The organism is Glaesserella sp., assembly GCF_041814905.1.
Lineage (GTDB): Bacteria > Pseudomonadota > Gammaproteobacteria > Enterobacterales > Pasteurellaceae > Glaesserella.
In genome coordinates this window covers 1-18,784 of sequence record NZ_JBGXYA010000057.1, presented here as the reverse complement: position 1 = coordinate 18,784, position 18,784 = coordinate 1, and the positions used below count along the sequence as shown (strand labels likewise).

Below are 18,784 nucleotides of genomic sequence, written 5' to 3'. Positions count from 1 at the left end.
TCAGCGAGTTGCAAGAAGGTGCCGTCGTTGCCGTACCGAATGATCCAAGTAACCTTGCCCGTGCATTGATCCTGTTGGAAAAACAAGGTTTGATCAAATTAAAAGATAACACAAACTTATTCTCTACTTCATTAGATATCGTTGAGAATCCGAAAAACCTCAAAATTCAAGAAGTCGATACTTCCGTGGCGGCAAAAGCCTTAGATGATGTGGATTTGGCCGTTGTTAACAATACTTACGCAGGTCAAGTCGGCTTAAATACCACCGAACACGGCGTATTTGTTGAAAATAAAGAGTCTCCGTATGTGAACATTATTGTTGCTCGTACGAATAACAAAGACAGCGAAGCGGTTAAAAACTTTGTAAAAGCATACCAAACCGAAGAAGTGTTCCAAGAAGCACAAAAACACTTTAAAGACGGTGTTGTTAAAGGTTGGTAATTTGTTCCCTCCATACAAGCGGTAAGTTTTCAACCGAAATTTGCAAATTTTTCGCTGAAACGGACCGCTTGTTTCATTTCTACATTAAGGACATTCAATGAAGTTAAAAAAATTATTAGGCATCGCGCTTGTTTCCGTATTAGCGCTGACAGGCTGTAAAGAAGAGAAAAAAGCGGAAGTTGCCGCCGCACCGACAAAGCCGCTTAAAGTAGGCGTAATGACCGGTCCTGAAGCGCAAATGACCGAAGTAGCGGTTAAAATCGCAAAAGAAAAATACGGTTTGGATGTTGAACTTGTTCAGTTCACCGAATACACCCAGCCAAATGATTCATTATGGCGTAAAGATTTAGATGCAAACGCATTCCAAACCGTGCCTTATTTAGAGCAAGAAAGTAAAGACCGTGGCTATAAAATGGCAATTATCGGCAATACCTTCGTATGGCCTATTGCGGCATATTCTAAGAAAATCAAAAATATCTCTGAGTTAGCCGATGGTGCCACGGTTGCAATTCCAAACAACCCAAGTAACACCGCTCGCGCATTGTTATTACTTCAAGCACACGGCTTATTAAAATTAAAAGATCCGAAAAATGTCTTCTCAACAGAGAACGATATTATTGAAAATCCAAAAAACATCAAAATCACTCAAGTTGAAACGTCATTGTTAACGCGAGCATTAGATGATGTGGATTTAGCGATCATCAACAATACTTACGCCGGTCAAGCGGGTTTAAGCCCGGAGAAAGACGGCATCATTGTTGAATCAAAAGATTCTCCGTATGTAAACTTAATCGTGAGCCGTGAAGATAACAAAGACGACCCGCGCTTACAAACCTTTGTAAAAGCCTTCCAAACAGAAGAAGTTTACCAAGAAGCGTTAAAATTATTTAACGGCGGCGTAATTAAAGGCTGGTAATAAGCCGAAACTGAAATCCCTCTCTTTACGCCTGTAAAGAGAGGCTTTTGCAAAAAATTGGCAAAAAGTGACCGCTTGTATTCTACCTTCCTCTAAACATAATCCTACACTACTCTCTTCTCTACGCTTTTCTGTCCTCTGCTTTTTCAATCTCTCACTCTTCAAAATCACATTACTTTACATACAAAGAACAAAATTGAAAATTTTGCAATCTTTTGTAATGCTAAAAACCTGCTAAAAATTCGTTAAAACCATAAAATGCCTTGTTAATCCGTACAAAATATATTCTATTGCTAATTTTTTGCTAAATTTTTTGTAAAGATTTTTGATTGTTTGTGTTTTTATACTTACAATAAAATCATAATAATTACACAAGGAGGCGAATATGTCAGTTTTTTTAAAAATTATTAAAAATAAACAGACAAAACTATTAAAAGTTACATCTAATCTTACTATCAACGCAGAGGAGGATGCGCAATATCAATTAGTTGATGAGAAAGGGAATGTGATAGAAGATGTGAATGTAAAGCTTGAAGGTAAAGATCTTCAAATTATTACGGAAGATAACCATGCTTCTGTAAATCTCAAACAGTATGCCGATTATAATCCGATTTTAACATCCGATTTATCTCAAGCGTTAACGTTACAACCTTCATCCATAACCCCGACTAAATCAGGATCTGCCATTTCCGGATCAACGTTAGGTTACGCAGGACTTGGTTTGTTAGGCATTGGCGGAGGCCTTGCTGCCGGAGGTGGCGGAGGTGGCGGTGGTGGCAGCAGTCCTGCGGCTGAAAAAACATCACTCAGTGATAAATCGACAACGGGTACGGCTACACCATCAGAAACCGTGGCAAGCAGCCCAATCAATACACCGACGACTGCGGCAAATTTATCAACATCAAATACAGCTCCAACTGTATCTAACTCACCGGCTACAAATAATGGAGCAACCGGTACAACGGAAAACTCAAGTTATTCGAGTACGTTTGCCACGATTGAAGCCAGAAACAAAGAACTCCATACCGAAGCGGCAAAAAATGCGGTAAATACCGTTGTCATTACAGAAATGTTGCAACAACAAAATGATTTATCCGCTCATTTGACCAGTTCAACGATTGTCCGTTTAACCGGTAAAGTCAATTTAGACGGTGTGTTCGGTCAATATTCCAACCATCAGCAATTAGATGACATTCGTTTAACGATTGGCGATAAAAGTTATAATGCCGCGGTGAGCAAAACCGATAAAACGTTCTTTGTCGATATCCCGATGAATGACTTGATTCAGTTGCAAGGAGAATCCATCAGCTATAGTTCTAATGCCAGAACGCTTTACGATTTAACGGCAAGAACCGGCAATTATCAATATAAAGTGTCTACCGTTGAACCTTATACATTGACGGAAAAACATATTCAATTTGATAGCAATGCGTTTATCAGTAATCATCAAGTAAACAGCTATATCGCCGAAAATTTCACTACGATCCGCGGAGCCGTTCCGACTAACGCAAAAACCGGGGACAGTGTTCAAATCACTATCGGTGATAGCAATTATCAAACCAAAGTCACTTCCGATCTCACGTTCGAGATTTCTGTGCCGACACAATATTTAACGGAAAATAAAAGTTCCGCCATCACGGCAACATTAATTTCGACGGATAAAAACGGTTTTGCTTGGGATGCTTCGACACAATTTAGTTACAGTCAAGAACCGCAATTAAGCTCGGTTTTTGTGACGACGTTCGACACGGCAAATCAAGATGTCGCCTACTTTATTGAAGGTATCGACGCCAAAAAATATCAAACCGGCCATCTTCGTCATACACCAATGGGTGGTTCTGATGATCGCACGGTAACCTATAGTTTTACATCAGACTACGACACGGTAAACAAAAACGTCATCAAAGAGATCTTTGACAAGGTTAGCGGATATTCCAATATTAAATTCAGTGAAGTCAGTGGTTCCGGTGAAATTTCATTCAGCATGGCGGATCTAATGTCAAAATCCATATACGGACAAGCCGTTTACGGACGTTGGGTACAATATGATCAATCCTATAAAGACGGCGGATTAAATTCTACTTTCGGATTCTGGCTGGCATCACATGAAATTATGCATAGTTTAGGTGCCAAACACCCGCATGACCCGACAGTATTGATCCAAGCCGGCGTTGAAGATCATAAAGTATTAAGCGTACTCTCTTACGAAGACTCTTATTACTCACAGCTTTTAACCCGCGATTTCAAATTATTTGATGTCGCCTATTTACAATACCGCTTTGGTGTTAACCCTGAAAGTCGGGCAGGAAACGATACTTATACATTCAAACGCTATAATCCGGCTGCCAGTGACGGCGATATTTATATCTGGGACGGTAATGGCATTGATACTTTCGATGCCTCACAGGAGAAAGAAAGCGTATATGTAGATCTCACCCCGGGTTCATGGATCTACCGCGGACAAAAAGCCGAAAATTTTGTGTCCTCCGGCTATGAAAAAGCCAATATAAACGACTATTTCCAACAGGATTCTTCCGTTGCGATTGACGGTAGAAATACGTTTAACGCTTATCAAGAATCCTACTCCGAAGGTCAAGCTTTTATCGGCTACGGTACTCAGATAGAACGTTTAATCGGTTCCGCTTATAACGATACCCTAAAAGGGAACGTAGCCAATAATGCCATTTACGGCGGTGCAGGTAACGATCTGATTGACGGCAATAAAGGCAATGATTATCTCGACGGCGGCTTAGGTGCTGATACCCTTTACGGCGGTTTGGATAATGATATTTTTGTGGTCGATAATGCAGAGGATCGAGTGATTGAAGCTCTCAATGAGGGAAATGATGTTGTTCATAGTTATATCGATCGTTACCAATTAACCGACCACGTTGAAAACTTAACGCTTTTCGGCGCCGCTAAAGCGGGTATCGGTAATACATTAGCCAATATTTTAATCGGTAACCAACTTAACAACGAGTTAAACGGTATGGAAGGCAACGACCGTTTAATCGGCGGAATTGGTAAAGATACATTAACGGGCGGTGCGGGTAATGATGTATTCGTGTTTGATGTTTTAGACGGCAACATGGATACTATTACGGATTTTGACATTCATGCGGATAAAATCGAACTTTCTCAATCATACTTTAGCTCGTTGAATAAAAGCGGAGATAATCTGTGGGACAGCATTAAATATAACCGAGAGACCGGTTTGTTATCCTACGACAACGATAATACCGACTTTATCAGTCCGATTGATTTTGCTCAACTCACATCCAACTTGGAACTGAGCCAGAGCCATTTTGTTATCGCCTGATTTGCAAAAAAGCGGTCGAATCCGACCGCTTGTATCCAATAATTTACTTTACCACGGATATTCTCTAGAATTTGTCTTCCTGCGTCGGATTTCCCGACCCGTAAGCCTCATACAAAAAGAATATCCGTATCTTTTTTGTTAAATAATATTATTGCTCTAACAGGAATTTAACTATGAATTTAAAAACGATTTTCACCTTGACCGCATTCGTCTCCGTATTTGCCTTAACCGGTTGTAATGAAAAACAAGAAAAACTTAAAGTCGGCGTTATTTCGGGTCCGGAACACCAAGTGATGGAAGTGGCGGCAAAAATTGCAAAAGATAAATATAACCGCGATGTTGAATTAATTATTTTCACCGACTATGCCACGCCGAATGAAGCATTAAACAAAGGTGATTTAGACGTTAATGCTTTCCAACACAAACCTTATTTGGATAAACAAATTGCCGATAAAGGTTATAAATTAACACCGGTCGGCAATACCTTTGTCTATCCAATTGCCGCTTATTCGAAAAAAATAAAGTCGCTGGCAGAATTAAAAGACGGTGATACCATTGCCGTGCCGAACGATCCGACGAATCTCGGCAGAGCATTAATTTTGTTAGAAAAACAAGGCTTAATTAAACTGAAAGACAACACGAATTTGCAATCAACCAAAGTAGACATTATCGAGAACCCGAAAAATCTACAAATTCAAGAAGTAGAAGCGCCATTACTACCTCGTACCCTTGATGATGTTGCATTTTCCATTATTAACACGACTTATGCAGGTCAAGCAGGCTTAACCCCGACTAAAGACGGATTATTTGTCGAAGAAAAAGATTCACCGTACGTTAACTTAATCGTAGCGCGTGAAGATAACAAAGATAAAGAAATCGTGAAAGACTTCGTGAAGGCTTATCAATCACAAGAAGTCTTCGATAAAGCTAACGAGGTTTTCAAAGGTGCGATGGTTAAAGGTTGGTAATAAACCCTTTGCCACTGATTTGCAAAATAATGAACGAAAACGACCGCTCGTATTGCTGCAAGCGGTCGCTTCATTTTGATATTGAACTTATTCGCTGAATTGCATTTGATATAATTGCTTATAAGCGCCGTTTTGTTCCAATAAAGTTTGATGATTACCCCGCTCGATAATCTGACCGTGATCAACCACCAAAATTTCATCCGCTTTCTCAATCGTCGACAAGCGGTGGGCAATCACTAAAACGGTACGATCTTTTTGTAACTCATCGAGTGCCGCTTGGATTGCGCGTTCTGACTCCGTATCTAACGCTGAAGTCGCTTCATCCAACACGAGCACCGGTGAATTACGTAACAACGCACGTGCAATAGCCAAACGCTGACGCTGACCGCCCGACAAGCTCACCCCGTTCTCGCCAATCACTGTATCTAAGCCTTGCGGCATCTTTTCGATAAATTCCATGGCGTAAGCGGCTTTAGCAGCGGCTTCGATCTGTTCACGGCTGTATTTATCTTTTGCCGCATACGCGATATTGTTGGCAACCGTATCATTAAACAGATGAACCTGCTGCGACACAATTGCGCACTGCTCGCGCAGATTATTCAGGTTATAGTCTCGAATATCACGATCATCCAAATAAATATTGCCCGAATCAATTTCATAAAAACGGGTAATCAAATTGGCAATGGTCGATTTCCCGGAACCGGAGCGCCCTACTAATGCTAAGGTTTTTCCTGCCGGTAGATTAAAAGAAACCTTTTGCAATGCCGGATGATCTTTACCATGATAAGTGAATGTGACATTTTCAAAACGAATATTGCCGTTAGCACGCTCGATTTTGTAAGTTCCGCTATCTTGTTCGGTCGGTAAATCAAATAGGGTAAACAATGTTTGAGAAGCCGCCATCCCGCGTTGGAACTGAGCATTTACATTAGTTAATGTTTTTAACGGACGAAGAATACCCATTAACGCACCGATAACCGCTGCAAATTCGCCGGCAGTTAAATCGTTGCCGATAATTTCCGGTGAGCCGGCAATAAACAATACCACTGCTAAAGCTAACGAAGCAATCACTTGAATAATCGGATCGGAAATTGCCGACGCCGCAGTCATTTTCATGCCTTTACGACGCATATCGTTACTGGTATGGTTAAAACGCTCTTCTTCAACCTTCTGTCCGCCGAAAGAAAGTACAACCTTATGCCCGCGCAACATCTGTTCGGCACTTTCAGTCATACTTCCCATTGATTCCTGCATATTACGGCTTAATCGGCGGAAACGTTTAGAAACAACACGGATTAATACCGCAATTAAAGGACCGATTAAAAACAGCACTAACGAAAGACGCCAGCTGTAATAAAACATCGTAGCCACCAAGAAAATAATATAGAAACCTTCACGTACTACACTTTGTAATGCATTTGCCGAAGAATTGGCAATTTGTTCGGAATCGTAGGTAATCCGCGACAATAATTTACCTGAAGAATTTTGGTCAAAAAAAGTTACCGGCATAAACATCAAATGTTTAAATACACGCTGACGCATTGTCATGACAACTTTGCCTGAAACCCAAGCCAAACAATAAGTTGAAATAAAGCTGGTTAAACCGCGAGCAAAAATTAATGCCACCACAATAAATGCCATGATTTTTAAAAAATGACGATCGGATGACGTACCGAAACCTTCGTCAATTAACGGTTTTAACATCGTAATTAAATAAGCATCCGCACCGGCATTTAAGATCATTGCAAACATCGCGACCACAATTCCGGCTTTAAAAGGCGAAATCATTGGCCATAAACGTTTAAAGGTTTGCCACGTTGATTGATCCTGAGAGATCTCATCAAGTGAAAATGATTGTTTTGACATAATATTTGTTACCTAAACCGCACAAAAGTGGCTTATTTTAAAGGGAAATTTAATTTCTACCAAATTTAAAACCAGATACGAAGTACCCACTTGAACATTATTGGCGCAATCAATGAGGATAAAATACCGCACAATACTAACGCGACAGAAGCATAACTTCCCGCCTTAATACTGTATTCCATTGAACGAGCCGTACCGAGTGCGTGGGAAACAGCCCCCATACTTAAACCGATTGCTCGAGTATTGTTCACCTTAAGCCACTGTAGAATAGCAATACCGAATGCGGATCCGGTAATACCTGCAATCACCACCGCAACCGCACTGATCGCCGAATGCCCGCCGATCTCTTTTGCAATCGCAATGGCAATCGGTGTCGAAACTGATTTCGGCAGTAACGAAGCAACTATTTCATGGTTTGCGCCAAAAGCAATCGCAAGCAATATACCGCTTAACATCGTTAAAAAAGTCGCTGTCACAACAATAACCGTAATCTTTTTCCAATGTTTACGGATTTGAGGCAACTGCTCGTAAAAAGGAACGGCTAACGCAACAACGGAAACACCGAGCAAATTGTTAATCGGCAAATTACCTTGGTAGTATTCATCGAAAGGAATATTCGCACCAAGTAATACCGCCACGATCAGACAAAGCGTAATAATGAAAGGATTGAAGATTGAGGATTTTAGCCGTTTACTGAGTCGAGATCCGAGAAAAAAAGCCAACAATGTCAGCAATGAATAGCCATAAATAAGTGCGTTATTCATCTTCCACCTCCACTTTTCTAAATAACCATTCCGCCAGTAACCCAATGATAACTAACGAAAGTACCGTGCTGATGAAATTGGCAAACACCAGTGAATTGATATGCAGCTTGAGCATCTCAAATTGCTCGATAATTCCGGCGCACACGGGCAGAAAGAAAATGGTCATATAACGAATCAACGGGCGAGAAGCCGGCGCAATCCACCCGACACGAACCACTTTGGTAGTAAGCAACGTAAATAACAGCAATAGACCCCAAATACTTTCTGAAATACCGATGGGAATAAGCTGGCTCATCAATCTGCCGAGATAAAGCATGAGGTATAAAAATGCCAAAGCGAGTATAAAACGTAGAACCTTAATCACCATATTCACTTCCATACATAAAATTTGCAAATTTTTTAGATAATCTCACCGCTTGTCGATTGCAAAAATTCGACCACTTTGGCTAAATCACGCGTGCGTTTAGACGGCGGCAAACTTTTTAGAAAAGTGGCGCCGTAATTACGCATTACCAAGCGGGAATCACAAATAATAATCGCCCCTTTATCGGTCACATCGCGAATCAAACGACCGACACCTTGTTTTAAGGTAATCACAGCTTCGGGAATTTGAATATCATTGAACGGATCGCCGCCTTGTAATTTGCAATCTTCCATTCGGGCTTTGAGTAACGGATCGTCCGGTGCACTAAACGGCAATTTATCAATAATTACCAATGACAACGCGTCACCTCGCACATCAACGCCTTCCCAAAAACTTTGGGTGGCAACTAACACACTGTTCGGTTCTACGATAAATTTCTCCAACAAACGGCTTTTACTGGTTTCACCTTGTAACAGTACGCTTAATTCACTGTGTTCGCGTAGAAAATCCGCCAAACCGCGCATCATATAATAGGAGGTACAAAGTAAAAAACATCGACCGTAATTTGCTTCAATCACCGGTTTGAGTAATTGCCCTAACGCGGTTAAAGTGTGGGATTTATTGGTATCCGGTAGATAGCGCGGCACACACAACAGCGATTGGTTCGGATAATCAAACGGGCTTTGTAATACCATCTGTTCTGCATTCTCAATGCCTAAACGTTGGCAAAAATGGTCGAATTTCCCTCCGACTTCCAAAGTTGCCGAAGTAAAAACCCAACCGGCTTTCTGGTTTTTTATCTGTTCGCCGAATTTATCCGAAACCGTCAACGGAGTAATATGTAAACCGAACGAACGTCCGTTGGCTTCATACCAATAGCAATAACCGACTACGCTAGTATCGCTCAATTTATTTAACAGCACTTTGACTTCTGCTAAACGTTCAAAGATTTTATCAAGCGTCTCTGAACGCCCTAACGATTTTTTCACAACCTCGCTGAGAAACTCGATATTCTCTTTGAGTTTATTTAACCCTTCGATCACTTTCGGATCTCGCAATAAATCGCGCAAATTACCACGTAAAGAGCCTTCACCTAACAGCAAACGGAAATCTTGAATCACTTTTTGAAGATGCTCGGAGGCTTTACCTAATTGAGCAGCATCTTTCAGTTCGGTACGATAGACGATATTACTGTCTTTGCAAATATCGAATAATTGGCGGGAAGTCAACGACTGACCGAAATATTGGCTGGCAATATCCGGTAATTGATGCGCTTCATCGAACACAACCAACTCCGCCTCAGGAATCAACTCCCCGAACCCGGTTTCCTTCACCGCCATATCGGCACAAAACAGATGGTGATTCACAACCACAATATCCGCTTCCATCGCTCGTCGACGGGCTTGAACCACATAACACTCTGTATAATTCGGGCAATCCGCCCCTAAACAGCTTTCCGCCGTACTGACTAACTGCGGTAGAATCGGACTGTCTTCCGCAATGGCAACACACTCGCTTAAATCCCCGGAAACAGTACCAGTATGCCATTTACGCACTTTACTCAAATCCGCCAAAACCGATTTATCACCTAATACCCCCATTGCAGTGACTTGATCCAAACGTTCTAAGCAGAGGTAATTCGCCCGCCCCTTTAAAAGCGCCACTTTACCTTTGTATTTCAGTGCGTTTTGAATCGTCGGCAGATCTCGATTGAAAAGCTGGTCTTGCAGATTTTTTGAACCGGTAGAAATAATCGTTTTTTTGCCTGAAAGTAAAGCCGGTACCAGATAAGCAAAGGTTTTCCCCGTGCCGGTGCCGGCTTCAATAACAGCACTATTTGCAAATTTTATGGCGTTTCCGACCGCTTGCGCCATGTCAAGCTGCGCTTGGCGCGGGCGAAAACCTTGAATATTTTGGCTTAAAATACCGTTTAGGCTAAAAGCATCGCTGATTTTTTCAGAGAGTGTCATATTAATTTTGATTACATCTATCTCAATGAAATTCAGGGTATAAGGTGAATTGAATTGTGATATTGAATGGTAAGAAGAATGTCGCATTATAACGAAATATTGCTAGAAGATAAAATGTAAAAGGTCATTGCTCATTTCCATCCCCAACATTGTGCTAAATCCTGAATTGATTAAAAGCACAGACCACCTCTCTTCTCATTTCGCAGTGCTACAATAAATAGGCTGGGCTTTACTTGCCTCTTTAAGTTGTAGCTCCCTTTCTCATTTCGCAGTGCTACAATCCAACGCTAGAAATTGCTGATTTTGCTCTTGTTGTAGCTCCCTTTCTCATTTCGCAGTGCTACAATCGGGTTGGCTTCGCCAAACCTTGACAACCGGTTGTAGCTCCCTTTCTCATTTCGCAGTGCTACAATACAATAGAAGGACTATTATATGAAAAACTTGTTGTAGCTCCCTTTCTCATTTCGCAGTGCTACAATTGTAGGAAAAGTCGAACTTGAAACCATTGCGTTGTAGCTCCCTTTCTCATTTCGCAGTGCTACAATTGATTAAATCGTAGGCTTTGCGTTGGTCTGGTTGTAGCTCCCTTTCTCATTTCGCAGTGCTACAATATTGTAGCTTTTGAACGTAAAAAACCGATTGTTGTAGCTCCCTTTCTCATTTCGCAGTGCTACAATGGAAAAATAAATCAATGTATGGTTCATCTTGTTGTAGCTCCCTTTCTCATTTCGCAGTGCTACAATAATTGCACAAAATGGGCATAATGCCGATTTGTTGTAGCTCCCTTTCTCATTTCGCAGTGCTACAATTTCCGCCCATTTGCAACCTCTACTAGCTTAGTTGTAGCTCCCTTTCTCATTTCGCAGTGCTACAATCGGGTTGGCTTCGCCAAACCTTGACAACCGGTTGTAGCTCCCTTTCTCATTTCGCAGTGCTACAATTCAAAGATATTCATCTATATTAAGATAGAAGTTGTAGCTCCCTTTCTCATTTCGCAGTGCTACAATCCGAAACGGTCAGCAATCACACCACCGCTTGTTGTAGCTCCCTTTCTCATTTCGCAGTGCTACAATCACGGCTGGCAAAAATAGCAACGCTGATCCGTTGTAGCTCCCTTTCTCATTTCGCAGTGCTACAATATTTTAATCAATTTATTAAAGTTGGAACAAGTTGTAGCTCCCTTTCTCATTTCGCAGTACTACAATATTGGTAATCGTTGGAAACCATACAACGACGTTGTAGCTCCCTTTCTCATTTCGCAGTGCTACAATTTAAGCCTTGTTTTCTCAATTGTTCGCATTGTTGTAGCTCCCTTTCTCATTTCGCAGTGCTACAATTAAGCCTCTACAGCTTCAATAGATGAATTGGTTGTAGCTCCCTTTCTCATTTCGCAGTGCTACAATCAATATAAACTATTTTTATTTATTGACAAGGTTGTAGCTCCCTTTCTCATTTCGCAGTGCTACAATCTGAGTCTTGCGGTTGGTTTGATTACCGCAGTTGTAGCTCCCTTTCTCATTTCGCAGTGCTACAATTATATTGACGGTAAATTGTGGGCGACTGGTGTTGTAGCTCCCTTTCTCATTTCGCAGTGCTACAATTTGGTATTTTCTAAATTTAGAAATTGATAAGTTGTAGCTCCCTTTCTCATTTCGCAGTGCTACAATTTGGTATTTTCTAAATTTAGAAATTGATAAGTTGTAGCTCCCTTTCTCATTTCGCAGTGCTACAATTTGTCTAACACAACGCCTGTGGCAGATACGGTTGTAGCTCCCTTTCTCATTTCGCAGTGCTACAATGAGTGGATTATAAAGAATTATTAGATCCACGTTGTAGCTCCCTTTCTCATTTCGCAGTGCTACAATTAGAAAATAAAGCAAACTCTATCCAATGGAGTTGTAGCTCCCTTTCTCATTTCGCAGTGCTACAATCGCCTCGCGGGTGTTACCGTTCCAAGTTGCGTTGTAGCTCCCTTTCTCATTTCGCAGTGCTACAATATCCCTCAGCAATAATAATTACATCTGAAGGTTGTAGCTCCCTTTCTCATTTCGCAGTGCTACAATGGCACTCTCGGCACACCAACACCGCCACCTGTTGTAGCTCCCTTTCTCATTTCGCAGTGCTACAATGCTGTTTTCGGTAAATCCCAATTCAATTCGGTTGTAGCTCCCTTTCTCATTTCGCAGTGCTACAATCGCACTTCTGATCCTGTTTGCTTGTATAGTGTTGTAGCTCCCTTTCTCATTTCGCAGTGCTACAATTGGCACAATGGGAATTAAATTCGGAATTTAGTTGTAGCTCCCTTTCTCATTTCGCAGTGCTACAATGACTATGGAGAAATTAAAATGAAAGTTAAAGTTGTAGCTCCCTTTCTCATTTCGCAGTGCTACAATAGGTGGGCTTTAGCCCACCATGCGATTACCGTTGTAGCTCCCTTTCTCATTTCGCAGTGCTACAATTTTGCATACTTTGATTGGTTGTATCTTTTGGTTGTAGCTCCCTTTCTCATTTCGCAGTGCTACAATATGGTAAAAATTGTTAAAGGCGAAACTTTAGTTGTAGCTCCCTTTCTCATTTCGCAGTGCTACAATTATTTAAGTGGATGATCGCTTTCTGTGTTTGTTGTAGCTCCCTTTCTCATTTCGCAGTGCTACAATATAAAATCGATATCTGCCTCATCGTACCAGGTTGTAGCTCCCTTTCTCATTTCGCAGTGCTACAATACCTATGCCCCAAAGTCTTATCCAGTAAGGGTTTGGGGCATTTTATTTATATAAAAAACAAGTAATTTTCTCTCAACAAGCGGTTGGTTTAGTGAAATTTTTTGCAAAAAAACTGTGGTAAAAAATCATCCATAATTTATACCAAAGTGATTTTTAGGCATAAATTTAGAAAAAACACTGTTCATTAAACAAGCGTTTAAACAATATTTTTGTTCAAAATAAAAGCAATCAGACTGTTATATGATTTTCAGTATTTCAATATTTTTTATTAAAAAAGTAGCATTTGGTTTGCATTAACTTTTTTCTCTTGAACTTTCAACTCTCCTAATAAAATCTGCATACTGGCAAACTGTTTTTCGGTAACTTCTAAGCAACGAATTGAGCCTTCTTCAGGCAGATGTTCACAAAGTCTTTTATGGTGCTTATCTAACGCATCTCGACCTCGAACAATGCGGGCATAAACAGAAAGCTGTAACATTTGGTAGCCGTCTTTTAATAAAAATTGGCGAAACTGATTGGCGGCTTTGCGTTTCGCCACGGTGGTGACGGGTAAGTCAAAAAAGACGATCATTCGCATAAATTTTGCCTCACTCATAACAATGTTCCTCAAGCGGTAAGATTTCGGGAAGTTTTAACAAATCCGCATTCTTACTCATTAACGCACTTTGAAAGGAGCCAACAGCTCTGTCTATGGTAGCTAATACACTAAAAGTCTGTTGATTAATGCTCATTTGATAATGCAATAAACGAATAAGCTGTTGTTTAGTCGCTGGGGTTAAGCCGTTGTCGAGCTTATTTTCTTGCCAAAGATTCCACACCATTAAATCAACTAATGGGCGAAATGGTTCAATAAAATCATCAGCAAGGTTAAAGGGATTTTGTTCATTATGATGAAACAGCCCTAATGCAGGTAGCCAGCCATATTGTACTAACGCCCTTGCCACTGCGGATCGTAATATCGTGTAAGCATAGTTCAGATGAGCGTTAATGTGATTTTCTTGCCAGCGACGAAAATCCTTACCAAATGCCGTTTGAAAATAGAGTTGAGCAGCTTGTGCCTCTATATTTTCTTTATCACCTGATTTCACTTGCGTCGCCATTGCACACAATCTTTTCGCTTCTTTAGGGTGATGGGATTGGGTAAGCGCAAAGGCTTGATTGCGGATTTTCTGCTGCACAATCCGTTGCCAAAGTTGCTTTTTCTGCGGTTGGCTTGCTTCAAGTTGTAGTTTAAGTGTTTTTAATTGGCGATGATATTGAGCGAAAGGCAACCACTGCCCACAAGGTAAAAATTGCTCATCACAGCTAAGTAGTGTGATACCTTGTTGAGCGAAAGCCGAAAGTAGCGGAATGGTGATTACCGTTTCCCGACTTTCCACCACGACAATGGCAATATCTTCAAGGGGAACAGTAAATTCCTGCTCTTCTTGTTGGATTAACATCTGTTTATGTTTTAAGGATAACTTTCCTCCGTTACTGATTAAAATACTTCGCCAGCTCATAACCTTCTCCTTGAATTGAAAAAAATCCCTGCTTTCATTGAAAACAGGGATTTAAAATTAACGAACAGGTGGACGTTTTTTCATTGGACGACAAGGTCGAATATTTTTACCGAGTTCATCGACTTGGTATCGTTGAACAGAAATCGCTGTTTTGACCCCGATACCACGGTGTAACCCTGCCTTGCCTTTTGAACTTTCCAAATCGTGTTCTCTAATTGTAATAGCCCCTGTCGCTCTATCCAAGCCTGCATAATATCCAAAAAATTTTTCTTTCTTCGTTACCACTTCTACTAAATCATTTGGATAAAGTGCAAACTGGAAAGTAGCATTTTCATCCATTTCTTCCCATTCAGCTTCATCTTTATTCGCAACCACAGCCCTATTCGGCAAAATTCCTTTTGCTACTTGCCAAGTATAAATTGGAACAAGGAAATATTTTCCACTTTTAATAAAGACATCCACTCGGACCATTGAAGCATTATCGGCAACGCCATATTCTTGGCGAACTAGCACGCCAGATTTTTGTACCAGTTCTACACGCACTGCTTTCACTTGTTGTCCACCTTTTTTATAGAACGGTTCTGCGAAGGCTTTTGCAGGATCATTATTAAAGGCTTCTAAACGTGCTTTTAAAGCCTCATAAAGTGCTTTTTCACGCTCTCGATTGACCATATTTTCCAGATCTTTTAATTTCAGTTGAGTGAGTGGTACACGAGAAACGCTTACTCCTTCGGCTAAACGTTTGGCGGATTTGATGGTTTCCATATGCCCTTGCCCCGTCATTTTGCGTGCTGGGGCACGTGAAACAAAGAGCGGTTGAATAAACTCGTGGTTTGCTTGCGGTCGATCTGGTAAGGCGATAACGACATCTTCTGTCGGGTTTTCGCTAAATACGCGAATTTCCACTTCTTGACGGAAGAATTTCCAAGGTTCAGGGAAATGGAAACGGATGATTTCTCCCGTTTCCCGATCGATTTTTTCCCCAGTAAATACATTCATCTCTTTATAACGCACATAATCGGTAATTTTCTTTTGTAATGCTCGAGTAGAACAAGCCACAACCACCGCATCAACAGCGTGATGACGATCATTATCTTCACGCACTTTTTGAATACCCCAACTTCTGCGAAGTAAGGCGGTAATTTGACCGTTTGAGGCAAATACTCGTTTTTTACCCTGCCCGACTAATTGCATATGGTCTTCAATAAAATTGCATAGGAAACGTACCACATAGCGAGTATCATTTAAGTTACGCTCTCTAAACCCTTCTTCATCAAGGTATTTCGTTAAAATCCGTTGTTTTTTGCTATAAGGGAAACGGCTACCATTAACCAACGCCTGAAATAGTTTCCAACGCTCTGCGTTTTCTTTGCCATTTAACCATTCGTAAGGTGTTTGATTGCCTTTGTTTTGGTTTTCACTGGCAAGTACCAACACTTTATTATTAAAACTGTCATCCCAAGTACGAGAGAACGGCAAGGCGTGATCAATTTCTACATAGCCTTTTTCAAGCAAGCGGTTTAAATCTAACTCTTTGCCTGAATATAAACATTTGCCGTGTTGTTGCTCATAAAGACGCATTTTTAGAATATCTTTCGCTTTTGGCTCGCCCACAAAAGCAGGGAAAAATTCTTTAAATTTTTCTACCACTCTTTGTCGCTCATTGCGATTTTCTTCCTGACGTTTAGTAATATCTCGGCGTTCACTAAAAGATTTACCCACTTCTCGCCCTGTTTCAATGTGAATCCGAGCAGGCGAACCATATAAACGAACCACACCGTTAATCACTTTTCGAGCTTGAGATAAGGTACGTAGCACCACAGGATTACGAATGTCTTCCACAGGAATTTTTGGTAAGAAAAGCAATTCGAGTTGCTCTTTTTTACCATAGTGATCGCCATAAACCTGTTTACACGCTTCATCATAACGTAAACCTTTCTCCATAAGCGGTAGGATTTTGGCTAAACTTTGCAAAGAGAGTTGAATAAATTTATCAAAACTCAGATTTTCTAATAGGGCATTTAATACCGCAGGCGGTAACTCACCATTGAGATATTGGCTAATATCTTCATCGGTTTTATAAATCGAAAAAGCCGTACCGATTTTATCTAATAGCGCCGGTTTGGTTTTTAAGCCCTCCCATTCGGTTTTCAACCCATTACTTTCTAAGGCTTTGCGAATGGCATGCCAAGCTTTCATTTCCATTAAGGTTGCACTTTCCGCATTATCTTTGCCGTAACGAACTCCTTTAAAAATCGCTAAATCCGATAATTCCAGCAGTTTCCGTGCTTGAGCATAAGTAAATTTCGCTTTTTCAAAAGGTTGATTTATCAGTAATTGACGCTCTTCCGCCGTTAGCCCACGATCTGAACCGTTTTCTAAAATTCGCAAATTATTGAGCTTAGCCAGCCACACAAAATATTCTGCACTATAACTGTTTTTTGCTGCTTTATATTCGGTGGGTTCAAAGGTACACTTCCCTAGCATTTTTAAGATAGCCTCGCCGGATAATGCCGGTTTTTGCCACATTAATAATTCTGCGATGGCTTGCTCAAGGGATTGAGAAGTATAAGGATTGTTGAATTCACGTTGTTTTTGGAAAAGTAAACGCAGTTCTGTCAGTAAGTCATTACGATCAAAGGTATGGCTATAAGCCCCACGTTGATTACGGATATGTCCTTCTTCCTGTTGGAATTTTTTAATCGCAATTTCAGCTGGGGTAGAAAATGCTTTAGTTTGCAATAACAGGTGGTTTTCACTCACCCCTTTTAACAATGCACCCAGCTCTTTATTATCAGTTTTACTTTCGTTTTTACGTTGTGATAAATAGCCACGATGTTTTAACAAATGTAATAACACCGCCGCCCATTCTGTGCGAGCTAATAAGTGATTCAATCCCTTAACACGCAGTTCCCAAGGGTTATTCGGCAACGGTTTTAAATAAGAAGAATGGAAATCATCTGCTTGCAAAATCCCTTCTTGTTTTAATAAACGCTTGGCTTTGAGCAAACGAACGGCTCTACGTCTGACTAAACGTCGGCTACTTCTTGCTAAACGGCGAGCAAGGGCGAGAGAATCCCCTGTTTTAGGCACTTCCGCTCGTTCAAAGGTTCTTACCCCTAAATCAATTAAACGAATCGGGTGTTCATTTTGATCAATTTCAACAACTGCCCATCCTACAGAGGCAATACCTAAATCAAGACCTAAAACATAATTTAATAATTTCTGTTCCATTGAAACTCTCCTTTTAAATTAATGTAAGTTTACGTTTGTTATTATTATCATAATTCTGACACATTGTTGACAAGTTTTATTTAAATTTGTAGAATTGCTCACATATTGTTGCACTGCGAAATGAGAAACGTTGCTACAATAAGGCTTTTCTGAAAAGAATTGACCGCAATGCTCTGCCCCTTGTAATTTCGGTTACAAGGGGCATCATTTTTTTCTATTCACGATGTCTCATACTCCTATGAATTGAATAGAAAACATTTGGCAATATTTATTTTGGGGCTTAAACAGTGAAAGGAAAAATCTACTTATAACGCTGCATATCACTCTGCAAATCCAGCCCTCTCAGCCACGCTAATTTTTCTTTGATTTGCTTTTCCATTCCGCGTTCGGTCGGGAAGTATAATTGAGTGTCTTTCAGTTCAAAAGGGAAGTAGTTTTCCCCAGCAGCGTAGGCGTTAAGTTCATCATGAGCGTAGCGGTATTCTTCGCCATAACCAAGGGATTTCATTAAGTTAGTCGGTGCATTACGCAGATGTTCTGGAACGTCGTAATCTTTGCCTTCTTGGGCTAGGCGTTTGGCTTCATTAAATGCCATATAAACTGCATTACTTTTCGGAGCAACTGCAAGATAAATCACCGCTTGGGCAATGGCCCGTTCGCCTTCGTAAGCTCCCACTCTAGTATAACAATCCCACGCAGTAAGGGCGACTTGCATTGC

11 protein-coding genes, 1 pseudogene and 1 CRISPR repeat array are annotated in these 18,784 nt (G+C 40.8%); of the genes and pseudogenes, 4 read left to right on the top strand and 8 right to left on the bottom strand.

What is annotated here, in order from left to right; all coding sequences use genetic code 11:
- The 4 genes from ACEYJ7_RS08610 to metQ all read left to right on the top strand — a co-directional run.
- The coding region (locus ACEYJ7_RS08610; protein ID WP_373778671.1) for a MetQ/NlpA family lipoprotein at nt 1–440 on the top strand (440 nt) is incomplete at its 5' end.
- A 97-nt stretch (nt 441–537) separates the two neighbouring features.
- Entirely contained in the window at nt 538–1,356 is an 819-nt protein-coding gene (locus tag ACEYJ7_RS08605; RefSeq protein ID WP_373778670.1) for a MetQ/NlpA family ABC transporter substrate-binding protein, read from the top strand.
- A gap of 385 nt (nt 1,357–1,741) precedes the next feature.
- Nucleotides 1,742–4,675, top strand: coding sequence for a hypothetical protein (locus ACEYJ7_RS08600; RefSeq protein ID WP_373778669.1), 2,934 nt, complete (start codon nt 1,742–1,744; stop codon nt 4,673–4,675).
- Between the two features lie 173 nt (nt 4,676–4,848).
- Nucleotides 4,849–5,643, top strand: a complete 795-nt coding sequence (metQ, locus tag ACEYJ7_RS08595) for a methionine ABC transporter substrate-binding lipoprotein MetQ (RefSeq protein WP_373778668.1) — start codon at nt 4,849–4,851, stop codon at nt 5,641–5,643.
- Nucleotides 5,644–5,730: 87 nt separating this feature from the next.
- Here metQ and msbA read toward each other — a convergent pair whose 3' ends face one another.
- From msbA to ACEYJ7_RS08555, 8 genes and pseudogenes are all read right to left on the bottom strand, one after another.
- Nucleotides 5,731–7,509, bottom strand: a complete 1,779-nt coding sequence (gene msbA, locus ACEYJ7_RS08590) for a lipid A ABC transporter ATP-binding protein/permease MsbA (protein WP_373778667.1) — start codon at nt 7,507–7,509, stop codon at nt 5,731–5,733.
- A gap of 65 nt (nt 7,510–7,574) precedes the next feature.
- Nucleotides 7,575–8,273, bottom strand: coding sequence for a CidB/LrgB family autolysis modulator (locus tag ACEYJ7_RS08585; RefSeq protein ID WP_373778666.1), 699 nt, complete (start codon nt 8,271–8,273; stop codon nt 7,575–7,577).
- Nucleotides 8,266–8,589: a CidA/LrgA family protein gene (locus ACEYJ7_RS08580; protein WP_373778672.1), complete on the bottom strand. Its 324-nt coding sequence runs from the start codon at nt 8,587–8,589 to the stop codon at nt 8,266–8,268. Before ACEYJ7_RS08580 ends, ACEYJ7_RS08585 begins: the two co-directional genes overlap by 8 nt.
- 83 nt (nt 8,590–8,672) lie before the next feature.
- The gene (locus ACEYJ7_RS08575) at nt 8,673–10,607 is read right to left on the bottom strand and encodes an ATP-dependent DNA helicase (RefSeq protein WP_373778665.1); all 1,935 of its coding nucleotides are present in this window, start codon (nt 10,605–10,607) and stop codon (nt 8,673–8,675) included.
- 179 nt (nt 10,608–10,786) lie between these two features.
- Nucleotides 10,787–13,330: a CRISPR direct-repeat array (repeat unit 36 nt; unit sequence GTTGTAGCTCCCTTTCTCATTTCGCAGTGCTACAAT).
- Nucleotides 13,331–13,598: 268 nt separating this feature from the next.
- Nucleotides 13,599–13,925, bottom strand: coding sequence for a CRISPR-associated endonuclease Cas2 (cas2, locus tag ACEYJ7_RS08570; protein WP_373767799.1), 327 nt, complete (start codon nt 13,923–13,925; stop codon nt 13,599–13,601).
- Nucleotides 13,918–14,832, bottom strand: a complete 915-nt coding sequence (gene cas1 / locus ACEYJ7_RS08565; protein WP_373778664.1) for a type II CRISPR-associated endonuclease Cas1 — start codon at nt 14,830–14,832, stop codon at nt 13,918–13,920. The genes cas2 and cas1 overlap by 8 nt, the downstream gene beginning before the upstream one ends.
- 57 nt (nt 14,833–14,889) lie before the next feature.
- Nucleotides 14,890–18,066, bottom strand: coding sequence for a type II CRISPR RNA-guided endonuclease Cas9 (gene cas9 / locus ACEYJ7_RS08560; protein WP_373778662.1), 3,177 nt, complete (start codon nt 18,064–18,066; stop codon nt 14,890–14,892).
- Nucleotides 18,067–18,367: 301 nt separating this feature from the next.
- Nucleotides 18,368–18,784, bottom strand: a pseudogene (locus tag ACEYJ7_RS08555) (recombination factor protein RarA); the annotation flags it as partial.